This is a genomic window from Stenotrophomonas sp. YJH_SMC_91 (assembly GCF_059368495.1).
This window is the reverse complement of record NZ_JCAFRT010000022.1, coordinates 1-21,113: the sequence shown is the minus strand read 5'-3', so window position 1 is coordinate 21,113 and position 21,113 is coordinate 1. Positions and strand designations below refer to the sequence as shown.

19 protein-coding genes are annotated in these 21,113 nt (G+C 66.5%); 15 read left to right on the top strand and 4 right to left on the bottom strand.

Annotated elements, in window-relative coordinates:
* The first annotated feature begins 398 nt into the window (after positions 1–398).
* From mltB to AC5P5X_RS19070, 3 genes are all read left to right on the top strand, one after another.
* Positions 399–1,544 carry a lytic murein transglycosylase B gene (gene mltB, locus AC5P5X_RS19080; RefSeq protein ID WP_012481291.1) on the top strand — a complete coding sequence of 382 codons (1,146 nt, stop codon included), beginning with the start codon at positions 399–401 and terminating at the stop codon, positions 1,542–1,544.
* The gene (locus tag AC5P5X_RS19075) at positions 1,541–2,809 is read left to right on the top strand and encodes a septal ring lytic transglycosylase RlpA family protein (RefSeq protein ID WP_111189019.1); all 1,269 of its coding nucleotides are present in this window, start codon (positions 1,541–1,543) and stop codon (positions 2,807–2,809) included. The genes mltB and AC5P5X_RS19075 overlap by 4 nt, the downstream gene beginning before the upstream one ends.
* 100 nt (positions 2,810–2,909) lie before the next feature.
* Positions 2,910–4,127: a D-alanyl-D-alanine carboxypeptidase family protein gene (locus tag AC5P5X_RS19070; protein ID WP_111189020.1), complete on the top strand. Its 1,218-nt coding sequence runs from the start codon at positions 2,910–2,912 to the stop codon at positions 4,125–4,127.
* A gap of 99 nt (positions 4,128–4,226) precedes the next feature.
* Here AC5P5X_RS19070 and AC5P5X_RS19065 read toward each other — a convergent pair whose 3' ends face one another.
* Both AC5P5X_RS19065 and AC5P5X_RS19060 read right to left on the bottom strand, forming a co-directional pair.
* On the bottom strand, positions 4,227–5,213 hold the full coding sequence (locus AC5P5X_RS19065; protein WP_279730863.1) for a trypsin-like serine peptidase: 987 nt from the start codon (positions 5,211–5,213) through the stop codon (positions 4,227–4,229).
* A gap of 274 nt (positions 5,214–5,487) precedes the next feature.
* Positions 5,488–6,546 carry a lipid A deacylase LpxR family protein gene (locus tag AC5P5X_RS19060; protein ID WP_171968432.1) on the bottom strand — a complete coding sequence of 353 codons (1,059 nt, stop codon included), beginning with the start codon at positions 6,544–6,546 and terminating at the stop codon, positions 5,488–5,490.
* 317 nt (positions 6,547–6,863) lie between these two features.
* Between AC5P5X_RS19060 and AC5P5X_RS19055 the strand changes: the two genes are divergently transcribed.
* The 7 genes from AC5P5X_RS19055 to gnd all read left to right on the top strand — a co-directional run bounded on the left by AC5P5X_RS19055 (position 6,864) and on the right by gnd (position 14,307).
* Positions 6,864–7,142 carry a YbeD family protein gene (locus tag AC5P5X_RS19055; RefSeq protein WP_005411067.1) on the top strand — a complete coding sequence of 93 codons (279 nt, stop codon included), beginning with the start codon at positions 6,864–6,866 and terminating at the stop codon, positions 7,140–7,142.
* Positions 7,130–7,840, top strand: coding sequence for a lipoyl(octanoyl) transferase LipB (gene lipB / locus AC5P5X_RS19050; RefSeq protein WP_005411066.1), 711 nt, complete (start codon positions 7,130–7,132; stop codon positions 7,838–7,840). Before AC5P5X_RS19055 ends, lipB begins: the two co-directional genes overlap by 13 nt.
* 17 nt (positions 7,841–7,857) lie before the next feature.
* On the top strand, positions 7,858–8,868 hold the full coding sequence (lipA, locus tag AC5P5X_RS19045) for a lipoyl synthase (protein WP_005411065.1): 1,011 nt from the start codon (positions 7,858–7,860) through the stop codon (positions 8,866–8,868).
* Between the two features lie 256 nt (positions 8,869–9,124).
* A complete protein-coding gene (locus AC5P5X_RS19040; protein ID WP_005411064.1) occupies positions 9,125–11,302 on the top strand; it encodes a carboxy terminal-processing peptidase in 2,178 nt (725 codons plus the stop codon).
* Between the two features lie 245 nt (positions 11,303–11,547).
* Positions 11,548–12,138 carry a DUF2242 domain-containing protein gene (locus AC5P5X_RS19035; RefSeq protein ID WP_005411063.1) on the top strand — a complete coding sequence of 197 codons (591 nt, stop codon included), beginning with the start codon at positions 11,548–11,550 and terminating at the stop codon, positions 12,136–12,138.
* A gap of 17 nt (positions 12,139–12,155) precedes the next feature.
* On the top strand, positions 12,156–13,391 hold the full coding sequence (locus AC5P5X_RS19030) for a hypothetical protein (RefSeq protein WP_062605621.1): 1,236 nt from the start codon (positions 12,156–12,158) through the stop codon (positions 13,389–13,391).
* Between the two features lie 10 nt (positions 13,392–13,401).
* Positions 13,402–14,307 carry a phosphogluconate dehydrogenase (NAD(+)-dependent, decarboxylating) gene (gene gnd / locus AC5P5X_RS19025; RefSeq protein WP_005411061.1) on the top strand — a complete coding sequence of 302 codons (906 nt, stop codon included), beginning with the start codon at positions 13,402–13,404 and terminating at the stop codon, positions 14,305–14,307.
* A gap of 289 nt (positions 14,308–14,596) precedes the next feature.
* Here the strand turns inward: gnd and AC5P5X_RS19020 are convergent, their stop codons facing one another.
* On the bottom strand, positions 14,597–15,640 hold the full coding sequence (locus AC5P5X_RS19020; protein ID WP_012481283.1) for an oxidoreductase: 1,044 nt from the start codon (positions 15,638–15,640) through the stop codon (positions 14,597–14,599).
* Between the two features lie 170 nt (positions 15,641–15,810).
* Here AC5P5X_RS19020 and AC5P5X_RS19015 point away from each other — a divergent pair, with 170 nt between their 5' ends.
* The 5 genes from AC5P5X_RS19015 (at position 15,811) to AC5P5X_RS18995 (ending at position 20,381) form a co-directional block, all read left to right on the top strand.
* A complete protein-coding gene (locus AC5P5X_RS19015) occupies positions 15,811–16,194 on the top strand; it encodes a BON domain-containing protein (protein ID WP_005411059.1) in 384 nt (127 codons plus the stop codon).
* 234 nt (positions 16,195–16,428) lie between these two features.
* Positions 16,429–18,246, top strand: coding sequence for a sensor histidine kinase (locus AC5P5X_RS19010; protein ID WP_043034000.1), 1,818 nt, complete (start codon positions 16,429–16,431; stop codon positions 18,244–18,246).
* A complete protein-coding gene (locus tag AC5P5X_RS19005; RefSeq protein WP_005411057.1) occupies positions 18,243–18,683 on the top strand; it encodes a response regulator in 441 nt (146 codons plus the stop codon). Before AC5P5X_RS19010 ends, AC5P5X_RS19005 begins: the two co-directional genes overlap by 4 nt.
* Positions 18,684–18,687: 4 nt before the next feature.
* On the top strand, positions 18,688–20,199 hold the full coding sequence (locus AC5P5X_RS19000; RefSeq protein WP_059035445.1) for an ATP-binding protein: 1,512 nt from the start codon (positions 18,688–18,690) through the stop codon (positions 20,197–20,199).
* Positions 20,199–20,381, top strand: coding sequence for a hypothetical protein (locus tag AC5P5X_RS18995; RefSeq protein ID WP_111189022.1), 183 nt, complete (start codon positions 20,199–20,201; stop codon positions 20,379–20,381). Before AC5P5X_RS19000 ends, AC5P5X_RS18995 begins: the two co-directional genes overlap by 1 nt.
* Before the next feature lie 257 nt (positions 20,382–20,638).
* Here the strand turns inward: AC5P5X_RS18995 and AC5P5X_RS18990 are convergent, their stop codons facing one another.
* Positions 20,639–20,776, bottom strand: coding sequence for a hypothetical protein (locus tag AC5P5X_RS18990; RefSeq protein ID WP_158230237.1), 138 nt, complete (start codon positions 20,774–20,776; stop codon positions 20,639–20,641).
* Positions 20,777–21,113 lie beyond the last annotated feature (337 nt).

Here is a 21,113-nt window from a genome sequence, read left to right as displayed (position 1 = left end):
CTGACCAAAGTCCGTAAAAAACGTTAGATAGTTCACACTTTTACGCCGCGTTGATCTTGATCAATGGACTTGTCGTAATCGGCCTGCACAATGGCGGCCCGTTCGGCACGGCGCGCCGTCTATCGTTGCAGCGCGAGGGGGCGTCGGGCGGGAAGCAGTACTGATCCAACGGATACAAGGAGCGCGGGGCACTGCCACTGGGGAGCGGCAGCCGCGCAGGTATCGACCGGATCCGGTCGCCGGTTGCGTCTGCGGGGATGGGGACGCAACCGGCCACCTCTCTCTGAATGGGGAAGCACGATCACGACGCCTTCACATTTCCCGCTGAACACAGGCAAATCGTTGTGATTCATGGTGTTAGGGGTTTTAATTCATCCATGACCTGCTAACCTGCGACGATGATTCGACGCACTCTGGCCTGCATGCTCACCCTCGGCCTGGTCGCCTGCGCGACCCAGCCGAAGTCCCCACCGTCTTCACCCCAGGCCAGCAGTACGCCGCGCCAGCCCGCCACCAAGGCCCATGGGCCGGCCGAGGCTGCACCCGAAGCAACTGCGGCTACCGCGCCGCCGGTGGATCTCACACCGGTGCCGTTCGAGGTCGCGCGGGCCCGCTTCATTGCCGATACCGCCAAGCGCTATGGCCTGAAGCCGGAGCAGATCAGCAGCGTGCTCGACCAGGCGCAGGTGCGCCAGCCGATCATCGCCGCGATGTCGCGCCCGGCCGAGCGGGTCAAGCCGTGGAACGAATACCGGCCGATGTTCATCAGCAAGGCACGCATTGATGGCGGCCGCGCGTTCCTGGCCGAACACCGTGCCGAACTGGATCGCGTGCAGCAGCGCACCGGCGTGCCGGCCGAAGTGATCGTGGCGATCATCGGCGTGGAAACCAGTTACGGAAAGAATGCCGGCAGCCATCGCGTGCTCGATGCGCTGTACACGCTGGCGTTCTACTACCCACGCAGCGGCGACCCGGCCAAGCTCGAACGCGAAGTGCGCCGCGAGCTGTTCTTCCGCGATGAGCTGGCCAAGCTGTTCGAGCTGGGCCGCGAAGAAAAACTGGACATCACCACGCTCAAGGGCAGTTATGCCGGTGCGATGGGCATGGGCCAGTTCATGCCGTCCAGTTACCTCGATTACGCGGTGGACGGCAACGGTGATGGTCGACGCGACCTGTTCAACAGCTACGACGACGTGTTCTCCTCCATCGCCAACTACTTCGTGAAGAAGGGGGGCTGGGTGCGTGGTGGCCAGGTTGCGGTACCGGCCACGCTGGCCCCGGGCCGCGAGGAGTTCAACCCGACCGAATGGATGCCCACCTGGTCGCTGGCCGACCTCGCACAGCGCGGCTACCAGCCGAGCACGCCGGTGCAGCCGGGCGCCACCGCCACCCCGATCACCCTGGAAGGCAGCACCGGCAAGCAGTACTGGCTGGGCTTCCAGAACTACTACGCGATCACCCGCTACAACCTCTCGAAGATGTACGCGATGGCCGTGTTCCAGCTGTCCCAGGCCATCGCCGGACAGGAGCTGCCCCCGGCATGAACATCAGATGGTTGGTCCCGAGCTTGATCGTCTTCGCGCTGGCGGCCTGCAGCAGCGCGCCGAAGAAGCCGGCCACGGCCGGCCATGGTGGCAAGTCCAGCGGCACGCTGGTGCAGGGCCGTGGTTCGCGACCGGCGCACTGCCCGGAAGGTTCGCCGTATGCAGCGGCCAAGGAAGACCTCAGCACCCGCGGCAATTACACCGCTGGTGGCCTGTACAAACCAGGCGTGCGTGACAGCACGCCCGACTACATTCCCAACGTGGCCTGCATCCCCGAGCCGGAAGTGACCGCCGAGGAACGTTCGGCCATCGGCAACAAGTCGCCGTACGTGGTGCTGGGCAAGTCGTACAAGGTGCTCGACGACACCCATGACTACGTCGAGCGCGGCACCGCGTCGTACTACGGGGCCAAGTTCCATGGCCGCCTGACCTCCAACCGCGAGGTCTACGACATGTACCAGTTCACTGCCGCGCACAAGACGCTGCCGCTGCCCAGCTTCGCCCGCGTGACCAACCTGGACAACGGCGAGTCGGTGATCGTGCGTGTCAACGATCGTGGCCCGTTCCATGACGGCCGCGTGGTCGATCTCAGCTATGCCGCCGCCGTGCGCCTGGGCATCACCCAACGCGGTACCGGCAATGTCGAGGTGCGCGCGCTGCAACCGGGCGAGAGCAACCTGATGGCGCAGAAGCCGTCGCGTCGCGAGCGTCGTGCGGCTGAAGCGGCCGCCGCCACTGCAGTGGCCAGCGCGCGCCCGGTGCCGGCGCCACGTGCTTCCACCGACAGTGATATTGATCGCCTGGTCAACCGCTTGCCGACCGATGGCGCCCCGGCGCGCGGCCAGCCGGCCACCACCCGGGGCGTGGCCATCACCGCGCCGGATGTGGCGGTCAGCAGCCTGTCGCCAAGCGCGCCGGTGGTGCGCACCTCCGCGCCGGCTCCGGCGGTTGTCGCCAGCACGGCCCCGCGCGCGGTGGCACCGGCACCGGTGCGTGCCGCCGCGGCGGCGCCGAGCCTGTCGCAGCAGATGGTCGGCGCGGTGATGGTGCAGGTCGCCAGCTTCTCCAACCGCGACAACGCCAACCGCGCGATGGGCCAGCTCAGTGCCGCCGGCATCGTCGGCGCGACCATCAGTGACATCGCCGCCGGTGGCCGTACCCTGTTCCGCCTGCGCGTTCCTGCCAGCGACCATGCCAGTGCTGCGGAACTTGTCGGTCGCATCGCCGGTCTTGGCCTGGGTTCGCCGCAGATCGTCAAGGATTGATCCGCCCGGGCCGGTGCTGCTGGCCCATGCTCTCCCGGCCTTACAATGGCCGTTACGTTCCACCCTCCATTCCCGGCCGTCCCCTGGAGCCTGCTGTCCAATGAATTTCCGTTCCGCCGCCACCGCCCTGGCCGCCACCCTGGTGGTGGGCCTGGCTTCCGCCCAGACGCCGCTGCCGACTCCGGCCACGCCGGCGCCCGCCGCCGCTGCCGCCCCGGCCACCGTCGCCACCCCGCCGGCCCCGGCACCGAGCGTGTCCAAGGCCTGGGTGCTGATGGATTACGCCACCGGCCAGGTGCTGGCCGGTGAAAACGTCCACGAGCAGCTGGCCCCGGCCAGCATCACCAAGGTGATGACGTCCTACGTGATCGCCGCCGAGGTCAAGAACGGCAAGGTCCGTGCAGATGACCAGGTGATGATGAGCGAGCGCGCCTGGCGCGAAGGTGGCGCCGGTACCGACGGCAGCTACAGCGGCTTCCCGGTCAACCAGACTGCGCGCCTGGAAGACATGGAAAAGGGCATGGCGATCCAGTCGGGCAATGACGCCGCGATCGCCCTGGCCGAGCACGTGGCCGGCAGCGAAGAAGCCTTCGCGTCGCTGATGAACAGCTACGCCGCCAAGATCGGCATGAAGGACTCGCACTTCGTCAACGCCCACGGCCTGACCGCACAGGGCCACCACAGCACCGCCTACGATCTGGCGCTGCTGGGCCGCGCGATGGTGCGCGATTACCCGGAAACCTACGCGTACAACAAGATCAAGGAATTCCAGGTCGGCAACATCAAGCAGCCGAACCGCAACCTGCTGCTGTGGCGCGATGGCAGCGTGGACGGCATCAAGACCGGCCACACCTCCGAGGCCGGCTACTGCCTGATGAGCTCGGCCCAGCGTGGCGACCAGCGCCTGATCGCGGTGGTGCTGGGCGGTGCGTCTGAGAAGCAGCGTGCCGATGACAGCCTGGCCCTGCTGAACTGGGGCTTCCGTTTCTTCGAGACCCATCGCCTGTACGAGCCGGGCAAGGCCGTGGCCGAGCACAAGGTCTGGAAGGGCACCACCGACAAAGTGCAGCTGGGCGTGGCGCAGCCGATGCTGGTCAGCGTGCCGCGCGGCCGCTACAACGACCTGAAGCCGAGCATCGACGTGCCCAAGACCCTGGAAGCACCCTTCACCGCCGGGCAGCAGATCGGCACCGTGAAGGTCACCCTGGATGGCAAGGTCATTGCCGAGGCACCGCTGGTGGCCGTGGCTGCCGTCGAGCAGGCCGGCTTCTTCAAGCGCCTGTGGGACAGCTTCTGGATGTGGTGGGAATCGGAGTGATCCACGCTCAGGTGTGGTGAACGAAAAGGCCGGCGAATGCCGGCCTTTTCGTTTCTCTGTTGGAACGCGATGCGGGCTTGAATGGAGAACCTTGAAGTTTCACGGGGTGCGCTGCTGGATGTACCAGTAGGCACGTTCGGCCAGCGCCTCGGTCTCGGCCGAACACAGATGGGCGCGGCCGTCGTTGACCACGCCCATGCTGTTTACTCCCACAACGATTCCATGGCCGTTGTCGAAATCAAACGCTTCCAGCACCGGTCCGCCGCTGGAACCCGGGCCCTGCACGCAGACAAGGCCCCACTGAAGAATCTTCTCCGAACCGAAGGGTCGACACGGTGACAGTTCAACGCGTGAAGTGGCGCAATAAGCCAGTTGCTGGCCGGTGTATTCGGGATTTCCGAATTCGTACCAGGGTGTTGGCGGGATGAGGCCGATGCCATTGGCTGAAACGGGGTAGCCGAACGTAACGCGGGGACCGGTTGCGGGGCGCTCATCGAAGCGAATGGCCTGGCTGCCAGCGTGGCGCGCGGGCCCCTGGCCGGATGCATCGGTGTGGGTCTGCAGGAAACTGGTGTCGAGTGCGCCGGAAATTGAGGCCTGCGGTGCGACGATCCGCCGTACTGGATACTTTCCCAGCGGCGCAGTGCCATTCTCGAAAAACGGTGCGAAGAGAAGGTGGCGACTCCAGTGGACGGCACCGTGCTCGTCCAGCTGCGCAAGGCAATGCCATGCTGTCACCAGGATGTCGCCACCAAGGCTGTCGACTACGGTGGCGGTGCACGAAGCGTCCTCGCCATCCGGGCGGGTCAGGAAAAGCCGCCCGACACCAGCAGGGTGTGGGCCTGTGCCCTGCCATGGGTCACCGTCGGTCTGCAGTGGATCCGGCCCCGGTGGCTTGATGGCAGCTTCTCCCTTGTCGGGTACGGCAGCGAGTCTTTCATTCGTCCAGTAGGCGAGGACCTCTTCCTGTGAGGTCTCCATCCAGTGCTCAACCAGATCGCCAGCCGACGCAGTGGTCGAGAAGGTGGCACATGCGGTAATTGCTATGCCCAATGCCATGCGAAACGCATGTGGATGATGGTGCATGACAGGACCTCTGCTCGGAGTGCGAACAGAGATAGCGTGGCGCCAGCGGTCGTGCCATGAGAGAAGTTGTACTTTCAGCACGCTTCGTCGCTGGCCTGTGATAGGGTGGACCCAGTCGAGCGCCAACGCGGCCTGGAGGTCACCCGTTTCGGCCTTTGCCCGGGCAATGGCGCCGAGTCATGCCCGGCGGAAGAAATGCCTTATGCAGCGAACGATGCAAACCGGTGTGCCGACCAACGGTCGGCACCTACCCGCTTCACCATCAGCCCCTCGCTTACAGCGAGCGGCTGATGGTGAAGCTTCCGAACACCGGCGACTGGCGCTGGCCATTGAACTCGCGGGTACTGTGGTAGCGCGCCACTGCGAACTTCCAGCGCCCGCGCATCACTGCGACGCCGTAGCCCCCCTGGGCCACCACGTGGCGCTTGTCCACGCTGTGGCTGTTGCGGAAGGTGTTGCCGTCCAGGGTGATGTCGCGGATCACCCATGCCGCGTCGGTGGTCGCAAACAGGTGCCAGGACCAGCCGCTGGGGCGGCCGCCACGGGTCGGCGCGGTGTTCTCGCCGGCCGGGCGCAGCGGCGTGCTGCCAAAGTCGTCGGGCAGCTTCCAGCCGAAGCGCACTTCGCCACCGGCGTTGGCCTTGGTTTCCAGGTTGCCGATCGCACCACCATAGTGGCTGATCGCATCCCAGCCCCAGCCGCCGGCATTGACGCTGGCATCGGCCGGCCAGCGGCGCATGCGCTCGTGGGTCAGCATGAACACCGGCTCGTTGTGCAGCTGGTTGTCCCAGCCCTCGAACTTCTTGTCGCCCAGGATGTTGTGCACGGCATCCTGCACCTGCTTGCCCTGTGCCCACGGCCCGACCACGCCCACGGCCAGCTGGGTGGTCTGCAGGCGGTCGCCGCTGCGTGCGTTGAAACCGAAGCTGGCCAGCAGCACGCCGGCATACGGGCGGTCATCCTCGATCAGGTCGCGGCGGGTCGGGTCGGTCGGGGTGAAGATGCCCTGGCCGATGCTGAAGATCATGTTCTGCTGCTCGAACCTGCCCGGGTGCAGGCCTTCCAGGTACTGGTTCACCCAGCGCGCCATGCGCGGCAGGCAGGGGTCGTCGGTGTAGTCGACCAGGTTGGGCGAGACCAGGGTCAGCTGCGCGCCGTTGGTATAGCCCTGGTCCTGGTGGCGGCCACCAAACAGGTCGTTGTCGACGCGGAAGTTGACCTGCGGCGGGTGGTCGCGCATCGCGTCCGGGCCACATTGTTCGGCCGCCTGGGCGGCAAGGGGGAGGGTGGCGGCCAGCAGGCCGGAAAGCCCGATGACTGCGACGCTACGCATGGATGGAATGCTCATGGGGAAGGGGGCGGTTGTCTGTCGATTTATGCAACGACACGGTACGCGTGAGTACGTGACGGAACGAGCGCTTTCCGATCACTTGTCTGTTCCGAAAACAACATTGTCCGGGGGGCACAATTCGTTACATGCGTGCGATCGGTGCCATGGCCGGATCTGGCCCGGAGCGCGCCGGTTCCAGTCAGCTGGCGTTTGGCCACCAGGGGCGCCGCCGCTCGCTGCAACGCAGCGGCTCGCCCGTGCCGCCTTTGACTTTGATGAATACTCTTGGGTTTGTTGCCCTGCGGCCCGATAATGGGTCCATGGAAATCAAGTCCGACAACCCCGACCACGGCTTCCAGTTCCCCGGCCAGTTCGAGCTCAGCGCCATGGGCCCGGCCAACCGCGGCCTGGAACATGAGCTCCCCCGCCTGCTGCTGGCTGCCGGCATCGATGTCGTCAATGAACGCATCAGCTGGAAGCATTCCTCCAACGGCAAGTACGTGTCCGTCCGCATCGTGTTCAAGGCCGAGAGCCGCGAACAGTACGACCTGGCGCACCAGGCGCTGCGCGACCACCCGGAAGTGAAGTGGACGCTGTAGCCGACAGCTGCCCGGCTGAAGCCGCCCCCGAGGACCGCGCGCCGCGTCCGGCGCTGGTGCGTGACCTTGGCCGCCAGGCGTACGAGCCGGTGTGGCGCGCCATGCAGCGCTTCACCGACCAGCGCAGCGACACCGATGCCGACGAATTGTGGGTGGTCGAACACGACCCGGTGTTCACCCTGGGCCAGGCCGGCAAGGATGAGCATGTGCTGGCGCCGGGCGATATCCCGGTGCTGCATGTGGACCGTGGCGGCCAGGTGACCTATCACGGCCCCGGCCAGATCGTGGTCTACCCGCTGCTGCGCCTGCCGCGCCTGGGCATCGGTGTGCGCGATTACGTGTGCCGCATCGAGCAGGCCATCATCGATACGCTGGGCGAGTGGAACATCGGTGCCGAACGCCGGGAGGGCGCCCCGGGCGTCTATGTCGGCGGCGCCAAGATCGCTGCCCTCGGCATCCGCGTGCGTCGCGGCTGCACCTTCCACGGGCTGGCCTTCAATGTGGCCATGGACCTGGAACCCTTCCACCGCATCAATCCCTGTGGCTATCAGGGGTTGCAGGTGACCTCGGTGGTAGACTTGGGCGGTCCCTCCGGGATGGAGGCCGTCAAGCCGGTGCTGCTGGACCACCTGGCCCGCCAGTTCGGCCTGCTGCTGCAGCACACCCCCGAACTGCCCGATCTTTCTGCGGCCGCCTGACCGCCCCCGGAACTGCCATGACTGAAACCACCGCCCGTTCCATTCCCCTGCAGATCGTGCAGGGCGACTCCCCGTCCGCCGCGCCGTTGCAGGCCGGGGTCAAGCAGCTGGGCGGTGACAAGATCAACCGCTCGCCGGTGCAGTTCGCCGACGCGCCGGTGCTGCGCAAACCGTCCTGGATCCGCGTGCGCATTCCTTCGGGCAATGCCGTGCAGAACCTGAAGGCCAAGCTGCGCGAAAACCGCCTGGTGACCGTGTGCGAGGAAGCCAGCTGCCCGAACATCCACGAGTGCTTCGGCCACGGCACCGCCACCTTCATGATCCTGGGCGAGGTCTGCACCCGCCGCTGCTCGTTCTGCGACGTGGCCCACGGCCGCCCGAAGCCGCCGGATGCCAACGAACCGGCCAGCCTCGGCCAGACCGTGGCCGACATGGGCCTGAAGTACGTGGTGGTGACCAGCGTCGACCGCGATGACCTGCGCGACGGTGGTGCCCAGCACTTCGTCGACTGCATCACCGCCATTCGCGAGAAGTCGCCGGGCACCCGCATCGAAGTGCTGACCCCGGACTTCCGTGGCAAGGGCCGCATGGAGCGCGCGCTGGAGATCCTGGCGCAGAACCCGCCGGATGTGTTCAACCACAACATCGAGACCGTGCCGGACCTGTACCGCAACGTGCGCCCGGGTGCGGACTACCAGTGGTCGCTGAACCTGCTGAAGAACTTCAAGGCGCAGCATCCGGACGTGCCGACCAAGAGCGGCATCATGCTGGGCCTGGGCGAGGACTTCGAACAGATCAAGGCCACCCTGCGCGACCTGCGCGCGCACGACGTGGACATGATCACCATCGGCCAGTACCTGCAGCCGACCGCACACCACCACCCGGTGCTGAAGTACTGGACCCCGGAAGACTACAAGGCGCTGGAAGACTACGGCTACGAGCTGGGCTTCAGCCATGTTGCCTCCGGCCCGATGGTGCGCTCGTCGTATCACGCCGACGTGCAGGCCAAGGGCGCCGGCGTCTCCTGAGGTGGGAGCGGACCGTTGGTCCGCACGCCTTCGCCAGCCATGGCCTGGCGCTGCCAATAGGTGTCACCACCCTCCTGGTGGGTGCGGACCGTTGGTCCGCACGCCTTCGCCTGCATTCACAATTTGCTACACCGGCCCGGCTAGGCTGGTTTTCCACCGAGCGCGGCCGGGTGACAAACCCGGCAACTTTCGGCACTGTCGTGGTGTCTTAACACCCCGCAGTCTTCCCCTTGGCAAGGCGCCTTCGAGCACGTCAATGAAATTCAAAGCCCCCGCATTCCTGATGGCCCTGGCGCTGGTCGCGCCACTGGCGTTGGCGGCCAAGGCCGACTCGCCCGCATTGCCCGCGGCGGCCACCGCCGACCAGGTGACCACCTCCAAGCTGGTGTACGGCCTGCTGTCCGACAGCCGCTACGCCTATCGCCCGCGCGCGCTGGACGAGGCCACCTCCAAGGACGTGTTCAAGCGCTATCTGGAAACGCTTGACGGCGGCAAGCAGTACTTCACCCAGGCCGACGTGGCGCGCTTCGCACCGTTCGAGGCCAACATCGCCTCGGCCATCCGGGGCGGCGAGCTGGAGCCGGCGTTCCAGGTGTTCGCCGTCTACAAGCAGCGCGTCGGCGAGCGCGTGGCGTACGCGCGCAAGCTGCTCAAGCAGGAGCCGGACTTCACCACCGACGAGCGCTTCGAGTACGACCGCAAGAAGGTGCCGTGGGCGGCCAGCAGTGCCGAGCTCGATGAGCTGTGGCGCAAGTCGGTGAAGAACGATTGGCTGCGCCTGAAGCTGGCCGGCAAGAAGCCGGATGACATCCGCAAGACGCTGGACAAGCGCTACGCGACGCTGGAGAAGTCGGTCAATGAACTGAAGGGCGAAGACGTCTTCCAGTTCTTCATGAATTCGTACACCAGTGCCGTTGACCCGCACACGGATTACTTCACCCCGCGCACCGCCGAGAACTTCAACCAGGCGATGTCGCTGTCGCTGGAAGGCATCGGTGCGCAGCTGCAGCGCCAGGACGATGTGGTGGTCATCCGCGAGATCATTGCCGGTGGCCCGGCCGCAGTGGATGGCACGCTGAAGCCGGGTGACCGCATCGTCGGCGTTGGCCAGGGCAAGTCCGGCCTGGTCGAGGACGTGATCGGCTGGCGCATCGACGATGTCGTGGCCAAGATCCGCGGCGCCAAGGACACCCAGGTCAAGCTGGAATTCATCCCGGCTGCCGAAGGCGCCGATGGCAAGCACCACACCCTGGTGCTGACCCGCCAGAAGGTGCGCCTGGCCGAACAGGCCGCCAAGGGCGAGACCATGACCATCCCGGCTGCCAACGGCGAGCCGGCACGCAGGATCGGTGTGATCAAGCTGCCGACCTTCTACCAGGACTTCGAAGGCCGTCGCCGCAATGCCGCCGACTACGCCTCGGCCACCCGCGACGTGGCCAAGCTGCTGGCCGGCTTCAAGAACGACAAGCTCGACGGCGTGGTGCTGGACCTGCGCAACAACGGCGGTGGTTCGCTGGATGAAGCGATCGAGCTGACCGGCCTGTTCATCGAACAGGGGCCGGTGGTGCAGGTGCGCGAATCCGGTGGCCGCGTCACCGTCAACAGCGACCGTAACCAGGGCGTGGCGTGGGATGGCCCGCTGGCGGTGCTGATCAACCGTGGTTCGGCCTCGGCCTCGGAGATCTTCGCTGGCGCCATCCAGGACTACGGTCGCGGCCTGGTGATCGGTGAAACCAGCTTCGGCAAGGGCACCGTACAGAACATCGTCGACCTTGACCGCTGGCCGAGCGGCGAGACCCAGCGCTTCGGCCAGGTCAAGCTGACCATTGCCCAGTTCTTCCGCATCAGCGGCAGCAGCACCCAGCACAAGGGCGTGGTGCCGGACCTGGCGTTCCCGGCCAGCGTCGATGCCACCGAGTTCGGCGAGAGCACCTACGACAACGCACTGCCGTGGACCCGCATCGCCGCCGTGCCGCACACCCAGTACGGCAACTTCGCGCCGTTGCTGCCGAAGCTGGAAACCCGTCACGACGCGCGCATCGCCACCGACAAGGAGTTCCAGTGGTGGAACGAGGACGTGCAGCAGTTCCGCACCGAAGCGGCGAAGAAGTACATCTCGCTCAACGAGGCGACCCGTCGCGCTGAGCGCGAGCGCCAGGATACCCAGCGCAAGGAGCGCCAGGTGCAGCGCAAGGAGCTGGGCCTGGCCCTGGACCCGCTGGCCGATGACAGCAGCGATGACGGCCTGACCGGCAACGAGCGCGACATCGTCAAGGATGCCGCGCGCGAGAAGGCTGCCGAAAAGCGCCCGGACCCGCTGCTGCGCGAGTCAGCCTCGATCCTGGCCGACGCGGTGAACCTGCTGGCCAACGACCGCCCGCTGTCGGCGCAGGTGCTGCCGCAGTCCACCGGTGCCGGCCGCTGGGCGGACTGAGCCGGCGACGGCATGTGATACCCGAGGGGCCGGCATTGCCGGCCCTTTTTTCGTTTGGGGGACCTCGTTCACGGTAGCGCCGTGCCATGCGTGGCGGGGCGAAGTGCCACAAACGACTTAATCCCCTCCGTCCCCTTTTCCGTGCATGAACCGGCAGCAACGGCGGGGGCTGGCGGGCGTACTTTCGACCTGCCGCACACGGCCGCAGGACTACCCTTGGCGGTACCGTCCTCGCAGGAGTACCCATGCGGGCCTCCCGTCTTTCCAGTGTTGCCGTGGCGCTCGCCAGCGCCCTGATCCTGTCGGCCTGTGGTGGCCGCGCTGCTGACAGCACGTTGCTTCGCGAATCCTTTGATTCCGGCGACACCTTCTCGCGCACCGTCGATGGCCGTCCCGGTGACGCCTGCGAGGCCGCACGGCGCACCCTGCTCAGCCAGGGCTATGCCATCGCCCGTTCCGACGCGGCGCAGGTGGAAGGCAACAAGAACTTCCAGCCGCGCGAGGACGATCACGAGCAGCTGGTGCTGCGTATTTCCTGCGCACCGCGCGGGAGCCAGACACTGGTATTCGTCAGTGCCGTGCAGGATCGCTATGCGTTGAAGAAGAGTCCGACCTCGGCAAGTGTTGGCGTCGGTGCGCTCGGATCTGTATCGCTGCCGTTCGGCAGCAATGACGACTCGCTGGTGAAAGTGGCCAGCAGCACGGTTACCGATGCTGAGTTCTATCGTCGCTTCTTCCAGCGCCTGCAGCAGTACCTTCCGGCGGAGGCAGGCAAGCCCGTTCCGCCCGTGGCCACAACCCCGGAGCCCGCACCGGCGAGCACGGACCAGGATTGAACGTGCGCGGCAGATGGATGGGTGTGGCCCTGCTGCTGCCCGCGCTGGGCGCAGCAGCCACGCCGCTGGACTGTACACAAGGCCTGCTGCAGCGCCTGGGGTGGCACTTCGAAACACGCGCGATCGGTGCACCGCAGGTGCATGGTGGCCCTGTGTGCACCCGCGCGTCGCTGCCGGAGGCTCAGGCGGCAGGCGATCTGCGCGTGCAATGGCCGGCGGACATGCCCGCTGCAGCGCGCAAGGCGTTGCTGCAGCAGGTGCTGGACGACCCGGCTACGGTTTGCGCCTACGCCTTCCAGCTGGGTGCAGCCACGCAACGTGCCGCTGCTGCACTGCAGGGCAATGCAGGATTCCGCTTCTCTGGCCTGCAGCTCGGTTGGATCGGCTTCGGCCTGCACGGCGAACAGGCGCAAGGCTGGCAGCGCACGCGAAGCTTCGGCCGTGGTTTCGTGCCCATTACGGGCAACAGCCAGGCGCTGCAGGCGTTCTACAGCGGCAATGTGCGCGCCGAATGTGGAGTCGGTCGCCAGGTCGCACAACTGGCCACACAGCGCGAGCTGTATGGCGATGCGGCCTTCGACGCTGGATTCTCCGCAGAAGAACTGTCGATCGGTACGTTCCTCGCGCTGCACGATACCGACAGCATCCTGCTTGGCGCACACGCCGGTGACTACTTCGCCGATGGCAAGGCGGTGCGCACCTCGGCGATGGGCCGCCAAGCCTTCGTCGGTGTGCCTGGTTTCATCGAACATGTGTACGACAAGGGCACGCTGGACGACCTGAGCAACCAGGCCGAAAACTTCGTGGTGGTGTCGGTGGGCGAGGAGGCCGCGCAGGCATTGGCCGCGCACGGCGGCCTTGCCTGGTACGACCAGCGCAATGCCGAGCTGTGGGCGCTGGCGCAGGACATCCCGCGTATCGGCCGGCGCTACTTCGAACGCCTGTTGTTCGAGCGCGACCCGGACCTTCGTGCACGGCTGGAACCGCGCTACCACGCCACGCTGGCACGCATGGACCGCCTGCTGGACGATCCGTTCTACCAGCAGTTCGTGATCTATGTGCATCCGCGCGGTATACGTCCCATCGGCTACCACATCGCCCGCCTGCTTGACCGCAACCCGCGAACCCCCTTTTCGATCGACCTGGCGGTGCACAATCTGCATACCACGCTCTACCGGCGTTGGCGCGAGGCGCAGCTGCGCCACTGCGCGGCTACCGGCAGGCCAGGCAGCCTGACCCTAGACCCCAACTGAAGGTGAAACAATGGATATTGCAATGATCGGCCTCGGCCGCATGGGCGCCAACATGGCCCAGCGCCTGCATCGCGGCGGCCACCGCGTCGTCGGCTACGACCCGGGCGAAGGTGCCCGCCAGCGCGCCGCCGAGGCCGGCCTGGAGGTGGTCGATTCGCTGGCCGCCGCGGTGGCCGCGCTGCCGGTGCCGCGCGTGGTGTGGCTGATGGTGCCGGCCGGCGAAACCGTCGACCAGACCCTGGGTCAGCTGACTCCGCACCTGGCCGAGGGTGACATCGTCATCGACGGCGGCAACTCCAACTACCAGGACTCGATCCGTCGCGCCAAGGCGCTGGCCGAAGACGACCTGGGCTACGTCGACTGCGGCACCAGCGGTGGCGTGTGGGGCCTGCAGGAAGGCTACAGCCTGATGGTCGGTGGTGAAGCGGCGGTGGTGGAGCAGATCGCACCGCTGCTGCGCACGCTGGCACCGGCCGAAGACCGTGGCTGGGGTCGTGTCGGCCCGTCCGGCGCTGGCCACTTCACCAAGATGGTCCACAACGGCATCGAGTACGGAATGATGCAGGCCTACGCGGAGGGCTTCGCGCTGATGGAGCGCAAGCAGGAAATGGAACTGGACCTGGCCCAGGTGGCCGAAGTCTGGCGCCACGGCAGCGTGGTGCGCTCGTGGCTGCTGGACCTGAGCACCGAAGCCCTCAAGCGCAATCCGTCGCTGGATGGCATCGCGCCGTACGTGGAGGACTCCGGTGAAGGCCGCTGGACCGTGGCCGAAGCGATCGCGCTCGATGTGCCGGCACCGGTGATCACCCTGTCGCTGCTGGAACGCCTGCGCTCGCGCGAATCCAATTCGTTCACCGACCGCCTGCTGTCGGCGATGCGCAACGAATTCGGCGGCCACGCGATCAAGAAATCGTAAGCACGAAGCCGGGGTCGGATCCCTTTCCGTAGGAAAGGGCTCTGACCCCATGCAGGCAGTCGAGCATGGCTCGACTCTGCCAAAGCCGTCTCCGATGGCTTCCACGTCGATGTGTCGACCAAGGTCGACACCTACCGTCGGGCGCGGGACTCTGTCGAAGGCGGGGTGGGTCCGGCTCCCGCAACCGGACCCATCCTGCCATCTCACGGATTGCCGGTTTTTGCCGTTGCTGTTGAGGTTGCCGGCCAGCGGCCGGCACTACCACGGGTGCAGGGCGCAACCCTGCCGATCACCCCAACGCGATCCGCCGCCCTTCGCGCGCACTGTCCATGCCTGCCTGCAGCAGCCGCATCAGCTGCAGCGCCTGCACCGGATCGACCGTGGCTTCGCAGTCGCCATGCATGGCCGCGGCGAACTGCGCATACAACCGACGGTAGTCACCGGGCAGATTGTCGACGGTGCCGCGCTGCACGTTGTCCTCGGCATCACAGCGCACCAGCTCGCCATGCCGCGGGTCGATGCCCCAGCCGGGTGCACCGGGCGCCACACCGCGGCGCAGCTGCGCTTCCTGTACATCCAGGCCGTGCTTGATCCAACTGGCCTTGCTGCCATGCACGCTGAAATGCGGCGTGGGAGCTGCCACCAGGGAACCGGAATGCACGATCGCGCGATGCCGCGGGTAGTGCAGCACGGCGTGGAAGTAATCGATGGCGCTGCCGCCATCGCGCTGCACGGCCAGATCAGCATCGATCGCTTCGGGCCAGCCGAACAGCACCAGCATCTGGTCCAGCAGGTGCGGGCCCAGGTCGTACCACAGGCCACTGCCGGGACCGTCCTGCTCGCGCCAGCGGTCACGCACCTGCGGGCGATAGCGATCGAAATGCACATGGCACTCGGCGATGTCGCCCAGTGTCCCGTCCGCAAGCAGCGCCTGCAGCGTGAGGAAGTCGGCATCGAAGCGCCGGTTCTGGAAGACGGTGGCGATGCGTCCGGCATCGCGTGCCGCAGCCAGAACGGCTTCGGCTTCAGCGACATCCAGCGCGAACGGCTTGTCGACCAGCACGTGCTTGCCGGCGGCCAGCGCTGCGATCGCCAGCGGCGCGTGCTGTTCATTGGGCGTGGCGATCACTACGGCATCCACGGCCGGGTCGTCGAACACCTCCTGCGGCGTGGCACGCACGTGCACGTCGCTGAACGCGCGCAGCAACGTGTCTCGCTGCGAACTGACGATGCTGTGCAGCACCAGGCCGGGTGTGTGCTGGATCAGCGGTGCGTGGAAGACACGGCCGGCGAGGCCGTAGCCGATCAGGGCCAGTTGCAGGTCGGGGCGCATGACAGAGCTCCGGCAGTGGGAAGGGCAGGGTAAACGACGCGGGCTCACGGGCCAAAGCTGAACGGTTGGCGTTGCAGGTAGCCCGATTCACAGCGGCATGACCGCAACGCCACGCCTGCTCTACGCCGGTTTGTCCAGACTGGCAGCACATTCCGAAGGAGTACGACACGATGAGCAATACGACCCGCACGCTGATTGCCTCCGCCCTGACGCTGGGCCTGGCGCTGTCCTCCTCGGCCGCATTCGCCAAGGATCCGGCCGCGAAGAGCCCGCCGACCAGCGCGCACCCGGCGACCCATGCTGATCGCCACGATTCCAACGAGCCGGTGACCGATACCTGGATCACCACCAAGGTGAAGGCCGACCTGCTCGCCAGCAGCAACGTTCCGGGTACCGAAATCAAGGTGGAAACCGTGAACGGCGTGGTCAGCCTGAGTGGTGCCGTAGCGAGCCAGGCCGAGAAGGACAAGGCCGTCACCACCGCCAAGGGCATCAAGGGCGTGACCCGCGTTGATGCAGCCGCATTGAAGGTCAGCGCTGCCGCCAAGCGCTGAACCCGTTGGGCGCCCCCTCGCGGGGCGCACGTTGAGCTGTAGGGCCGCGGCCATGTTCGGCTGGAACTCCAAGGCAGCCGAGCATGGCCCGGCTCTACAGGTCTGAGGACTGCGAACCTGTTCAGCCAACCAGGGGGGAAACCCCTGCGTTGTGACCGCCTGCGCTATATTGCCGGTTCCGCCGCAGCCGGACAGGGTCCGGCCGACGCCCTGCGGCCGTGCTGAAGAGGAACTATGGCGCTGGTTTTCAGTGACGACATCTGGGACCGCTGGCGGTTGCCGGCCCTGGCGCTGGCGGCCGCAGCGATCATCGTGGTGCCGTGGTTGACCCTGCGCAAACTGCAGCAGGACAACGAGCAGGCAATGGCCTGGGTCAACCATACCCAGGCGGTGGGCGTGGCCCTGCAGCAGCTCCAGGCTGATGTGCGCGACGTCGAATCGGCCGCATTGACGCTGTCCAAGGGCGTGGACGCACCCGGGCTGCGTGAGCGCATGGCCGCAGCCAACGACATTCCCGGTCGCTTGGCCGAACTGGGGCGGATGACCCGCGACAACCCCGACCAGCTGATCCGCATCGGCCGTATCGAATCGATGCTGGAAGGAAGGATGGCGCTTGCCCGCGAGCTGGCCAGATCTGAACCCAACAGCGATCAACGCGAGCTGGTGAAGGACCTGAGCACGCGCTATCCGATCCGTGGCCTGGTGGAAGAACTCCAGGCCAGCGAACAGCAACTGTTGACACTGCGGGCCGAGCAGGCGGCGCGCCAGCGCAAGCAGACCGAGCTGGTGTCTTGGAGTTCGCTGGTGATCCAGCTGGGACTGCTCGGCCTGGTGCTTTGGCTCCTGCAGCGGCAGATCGGGCGGCGCCTGCACGCCGAACGCCAATCGCTGCGCTCGGCGGCACGCGCGGCATCGGTGTTGCAGACCGTGCGCGAACCCATCGTGCTGCTCGACCGCGACCTGCGCGTGCAGTTGCATAACCCCGCCTTCGCCGAGCTGTACGGGCTGCAGGACGAACGCGCCGATGGCCTGCTGCTGGAAAACGTCGGCGACGGTGCCTGGAAGGACGCCGTCGTGCGCCAACGCCTGTCCGACGTGCTGCTGCGCGGCCGCGAGCTGTGGGATTTCGAGCACGAACAGCGCACCGCCGACGGCATGGCGCGCTACATGCTGCTGAACGCACGGCGCATGCCGCTGCCCGATACCGATGATGAAGTGGTGCTGCTGACGGTCAGCGATGTCACCATGCAACGCGCAGTCCAGCTGCGCGTTGAAGAGCTCAACCGCCAGCTGGAAGGCAAGGTCGCGCAGGTGTCCGAGGTCAACCGCGAGCTGGAGGCCTTCAGCTACTCGGTCTCGCATGACCTGCGCGCACCGCTGCGCCACGTCGCCGGATTCTCCGACAAGCTGTCGCGCCACCTCGGCGACGCTGCCGATGACAAGAGCCGTCATTACCTGGACGTGATCTCCAGTTCGGCCCGGCGCATGGCGGCGCTGATCGATGACCTGCTGGTCTACTCGCGCCTGGGCCGCGCGGCGATGCGCCAGCAGGCGGTGGACATGCAGTCGCTGGTGGCCGATACCCGCGCCATGCTCGATTCCAACCTGCAGGCCGAGGCGGAGAACAGTGGCCATGTGCACCAGGTGGAGTGGAGCATCGCGCCGCTGCCGATCGTGGTCGGCGATGAGAACATGATCCGCCAGGTCTGGCTGAACCTGCTCGGCAACGCGGTGAAGTACTCGGGCAACCGCGAACCGGCGAAGATTCGCGTGGACTACCAGCCGCAGCCTGACGGCGGTCATCAGTTCACGGTCAGCGACAATGGTGCAGGCTTTGACATGGCCTACGCCGGCAAGCTGTTTGGTGTCTTCCAGCGTCTGCACAAGGCCAGCGACTACCCGGGTACCGGCATCGGCCTGGCCAGCGTGCGCCGCGTGCTCACCCGTCATGGCGGCCGTATCTGGGCCGAGGCTGAACCGGACGTCGGCGCCACCTTCCACTTCTACCTGCCTCCCGCGATCGATGCGGACAAACAAGGGCCTTCTGCATGACCACTTTGCGCACCATTCTTCTCGCCGAAGACAGCCCGGCCGACGCCGAAATGGCGATCGACGCCCTGGAAGAGGCGCGTCTGGCCAACCCCATCGTGCACGTCGAGGATGGCGTGGAAGTGATGGACTACCTGTTGCGCCGTGGTGCTTTCGCCAACCGCGAGGAAGGCCTGCCGGCGGTGCTGCTGCTGGATATCAAGATGCCGCGCATGGATGGCCTGGAAGTATTGCGGCAGATCCGCGAACACGAAGAGCTCAAGCGCCTGCCGGTGGTGATCCTGTCGTCCTCGCGCGAGGAAAGCGATCTGGCCCGGAGCTGGGACATGGGCGTGAATGCTTATGTGGTCAAGCCAGTGGACGTGGACCAGTTCTTCGGCGCCGTACAGACGCTGGGCAAGTTCTGGGCGTTGATCAACCAGGCACCGGAACTCGAGTGAGCCCATGCCCTTGACCGGTCCCGCCCTGGGGGCGCTGCGCATCCTGCTGGTGGAGGACTCACCGGAAGATGCCGAGCTGATGTCCGAACAGATGCTCGATGCGGGCCTGGAGGCCCGCTTCGAGCGTGTCGAGAGCGAGGCCGAACTGCGCCAGGCACTGGCCGCGTTCCAGCCGGACATCGTGCTGTCCGACCTGAGCATGCCGGGGTTTTCGGGTGATGATGCGCTGCGCATCGTGCGCGAGACCTCGCCGGAAATACCCTTCATCTTCGTCTCCGGCACCATGGGTGAGGAGAATGCGGTGGCGGCGCTGCAGAAGGGCGCCAATGACTACATCATCAAGCACCAGCCGGCGCGCCTGCCGTCGGCGGTGGCACGTGCGATCCGCGATGCACGCAGCGCGATCGAGCGCGCACGGGTGGAAACCGAGCTGATGCGCGCACAGCGCCTGGAAAGCCTGTCGCTGCTCGCAGCCGGGCTCAGCCACGACCTGCGCAACATCCTGCAGCCGTTGCTGATCATGCCGGACCTGCTGAAGGCGCGTACCGACGATCCGCAGCTGCACCACCTGGCCGATGTCATCGCCGAGTGCGGCCGCCGTGGCCATGAGATGGCCGAATCGATGCTGTCGTTCGTGCGCGGTTCGCGCAAGCCGAGCGAGCGCATCGAGATCGATGGCCTGTTCGATGCGGTGGCACTGCTGTTGCGCAGCAACGTGCCTGATGCGGTGCGCCTGGAGTTGCAGGTGCAGGACGAAGGCCTGGTGGTCGACGCCAACTACACCGAACTGCAGCAGGTGATGCTGAACCTCGCACTCAACGCGATACAGGCGATGCCCAACGGTGGTCGCCTGAGCCTGACTGCCAGCCATGCCGGCCATCGCGATGGCGTGGACTGGATGCACATACGGGTCGCCGACGAAGGCATCGGCATGGATGCGGACACGCTGTCGCACCTGTTCAATCCGTTCTTCACCACCAAGGCCGACGGCACTGGCCTGGGGCTGATTTCCTGCAAGCGCATCGTCGAAGGTGCCGGCGGCAGCATTCACGTCAGCAGCCAGCCGGGGCAGGGCACCTGCTTCGAACTGCGCCTGCCGATGCACGACGCCATCGATGGCAGCGAGCCGATCGAACAGCTGGTGGCCTTGGGCAGCGGCCAATCGATCCTGGTGGTCGATGGCGAAGCCACGCGTCTATCGCTGCTGGGCAATGCGCTGTCCAGCCAGGGCTACCAGCTGCAGTTGGCTTCCGATGGCCCGGCAGCGCTGCGCTGGATGCAGCAGGAGGCGATGCCCGCGTTGGTGATTGCCGATGCCGGCTCCAAGCTGCTGCCGGCCAGCCAGCTGCTGGGCGAGATGGCGACGTTGGGCTATCGCGGCCCGGCACTGGTACTGGAAGACCCGGCAGTGCCGGTCGCGGCCGATGCCTTCCCGGACGGCGTAGAGGTGCATGTGCTGCACAAGCCGCTGCAGATGCAGCAGGTCTTCCGCGCCGTGGCCGAAGCGCTGGGCTGATGCCAGGTAGTGCCGGCCGCTGGCCGGCATCCCTGTGTGGCGGGATCAATGCGGTTGCCGGCCAGCGGCCGGCACTACCGTTCGGCAGTTTCCCAAGAGAAGCGTGGCAGGGCGTCCATCGCCTGTTCCAGCCGCAGCAGATGCAGCTGGTCTTCCGCGCGGTGGCCGAAGCGCTGGGCTGATGCCCGGTAGTGCCGGCCGCTGGCCGGCATCCCTGTGTGGCGGGATCAACGCGGTTGCCGGCCAGCGGCCGGCACTACCGTTCGGCAGTTTCCCAGGGGAACCGCGGTAGGGCGTCCACCGCCTGTTCCAGCCGCAGCAGATGCAGCTGGTCTTCCGCGCGGTGGCCGAAGCGCTGGGCTGATGCCCCGGTAGTGCCGGCCGCTGGCCGGCATCCCAGTGTGGTGGAATCAAAGCGGTTGCCGGCCAGCGGCCGGCACTACCGTTCGGCAGTTTCCCAGGGGAAGCGTGGCAGGGCGCCCACCGCCTGTTCCAGCCGCTGCAGATGCAGCAGGTCTTCCGCGCCGTAGCCGAAGCACAGGGCTGATGCCAGGTAGTGCCGGCCGCTGGCCGGCATCCCAGTGTGGTGGAATCAACGCGGTTGCCGGCCAGCGGCCGGCACTACCGTTCGGCAGTTTCCCAGGGGAAGCGTGGCAGGGCGTCCACCGCCTGTTCCAGCCGCAGCAGATGCAGCTGGTCTTCCGCGCAGCGGCCGAAGCGCTGGGCTGATGTCCCGGTAGTGCCGGCCGCTGGCCGGCATCCCTGTGTGGCGGGATCAATGCGGTTGCCGGCCAGCGGCCGGCACTACCGTTCGGCAGTTTCCCAGGGGAAGCGTGGCAGGGCGTCCACCGCCTGTTCCAGCCGCTGCAGATGCAGCAGGTCTTCCGCGCCGTGGCCGAAGCGCTGGGCTGATG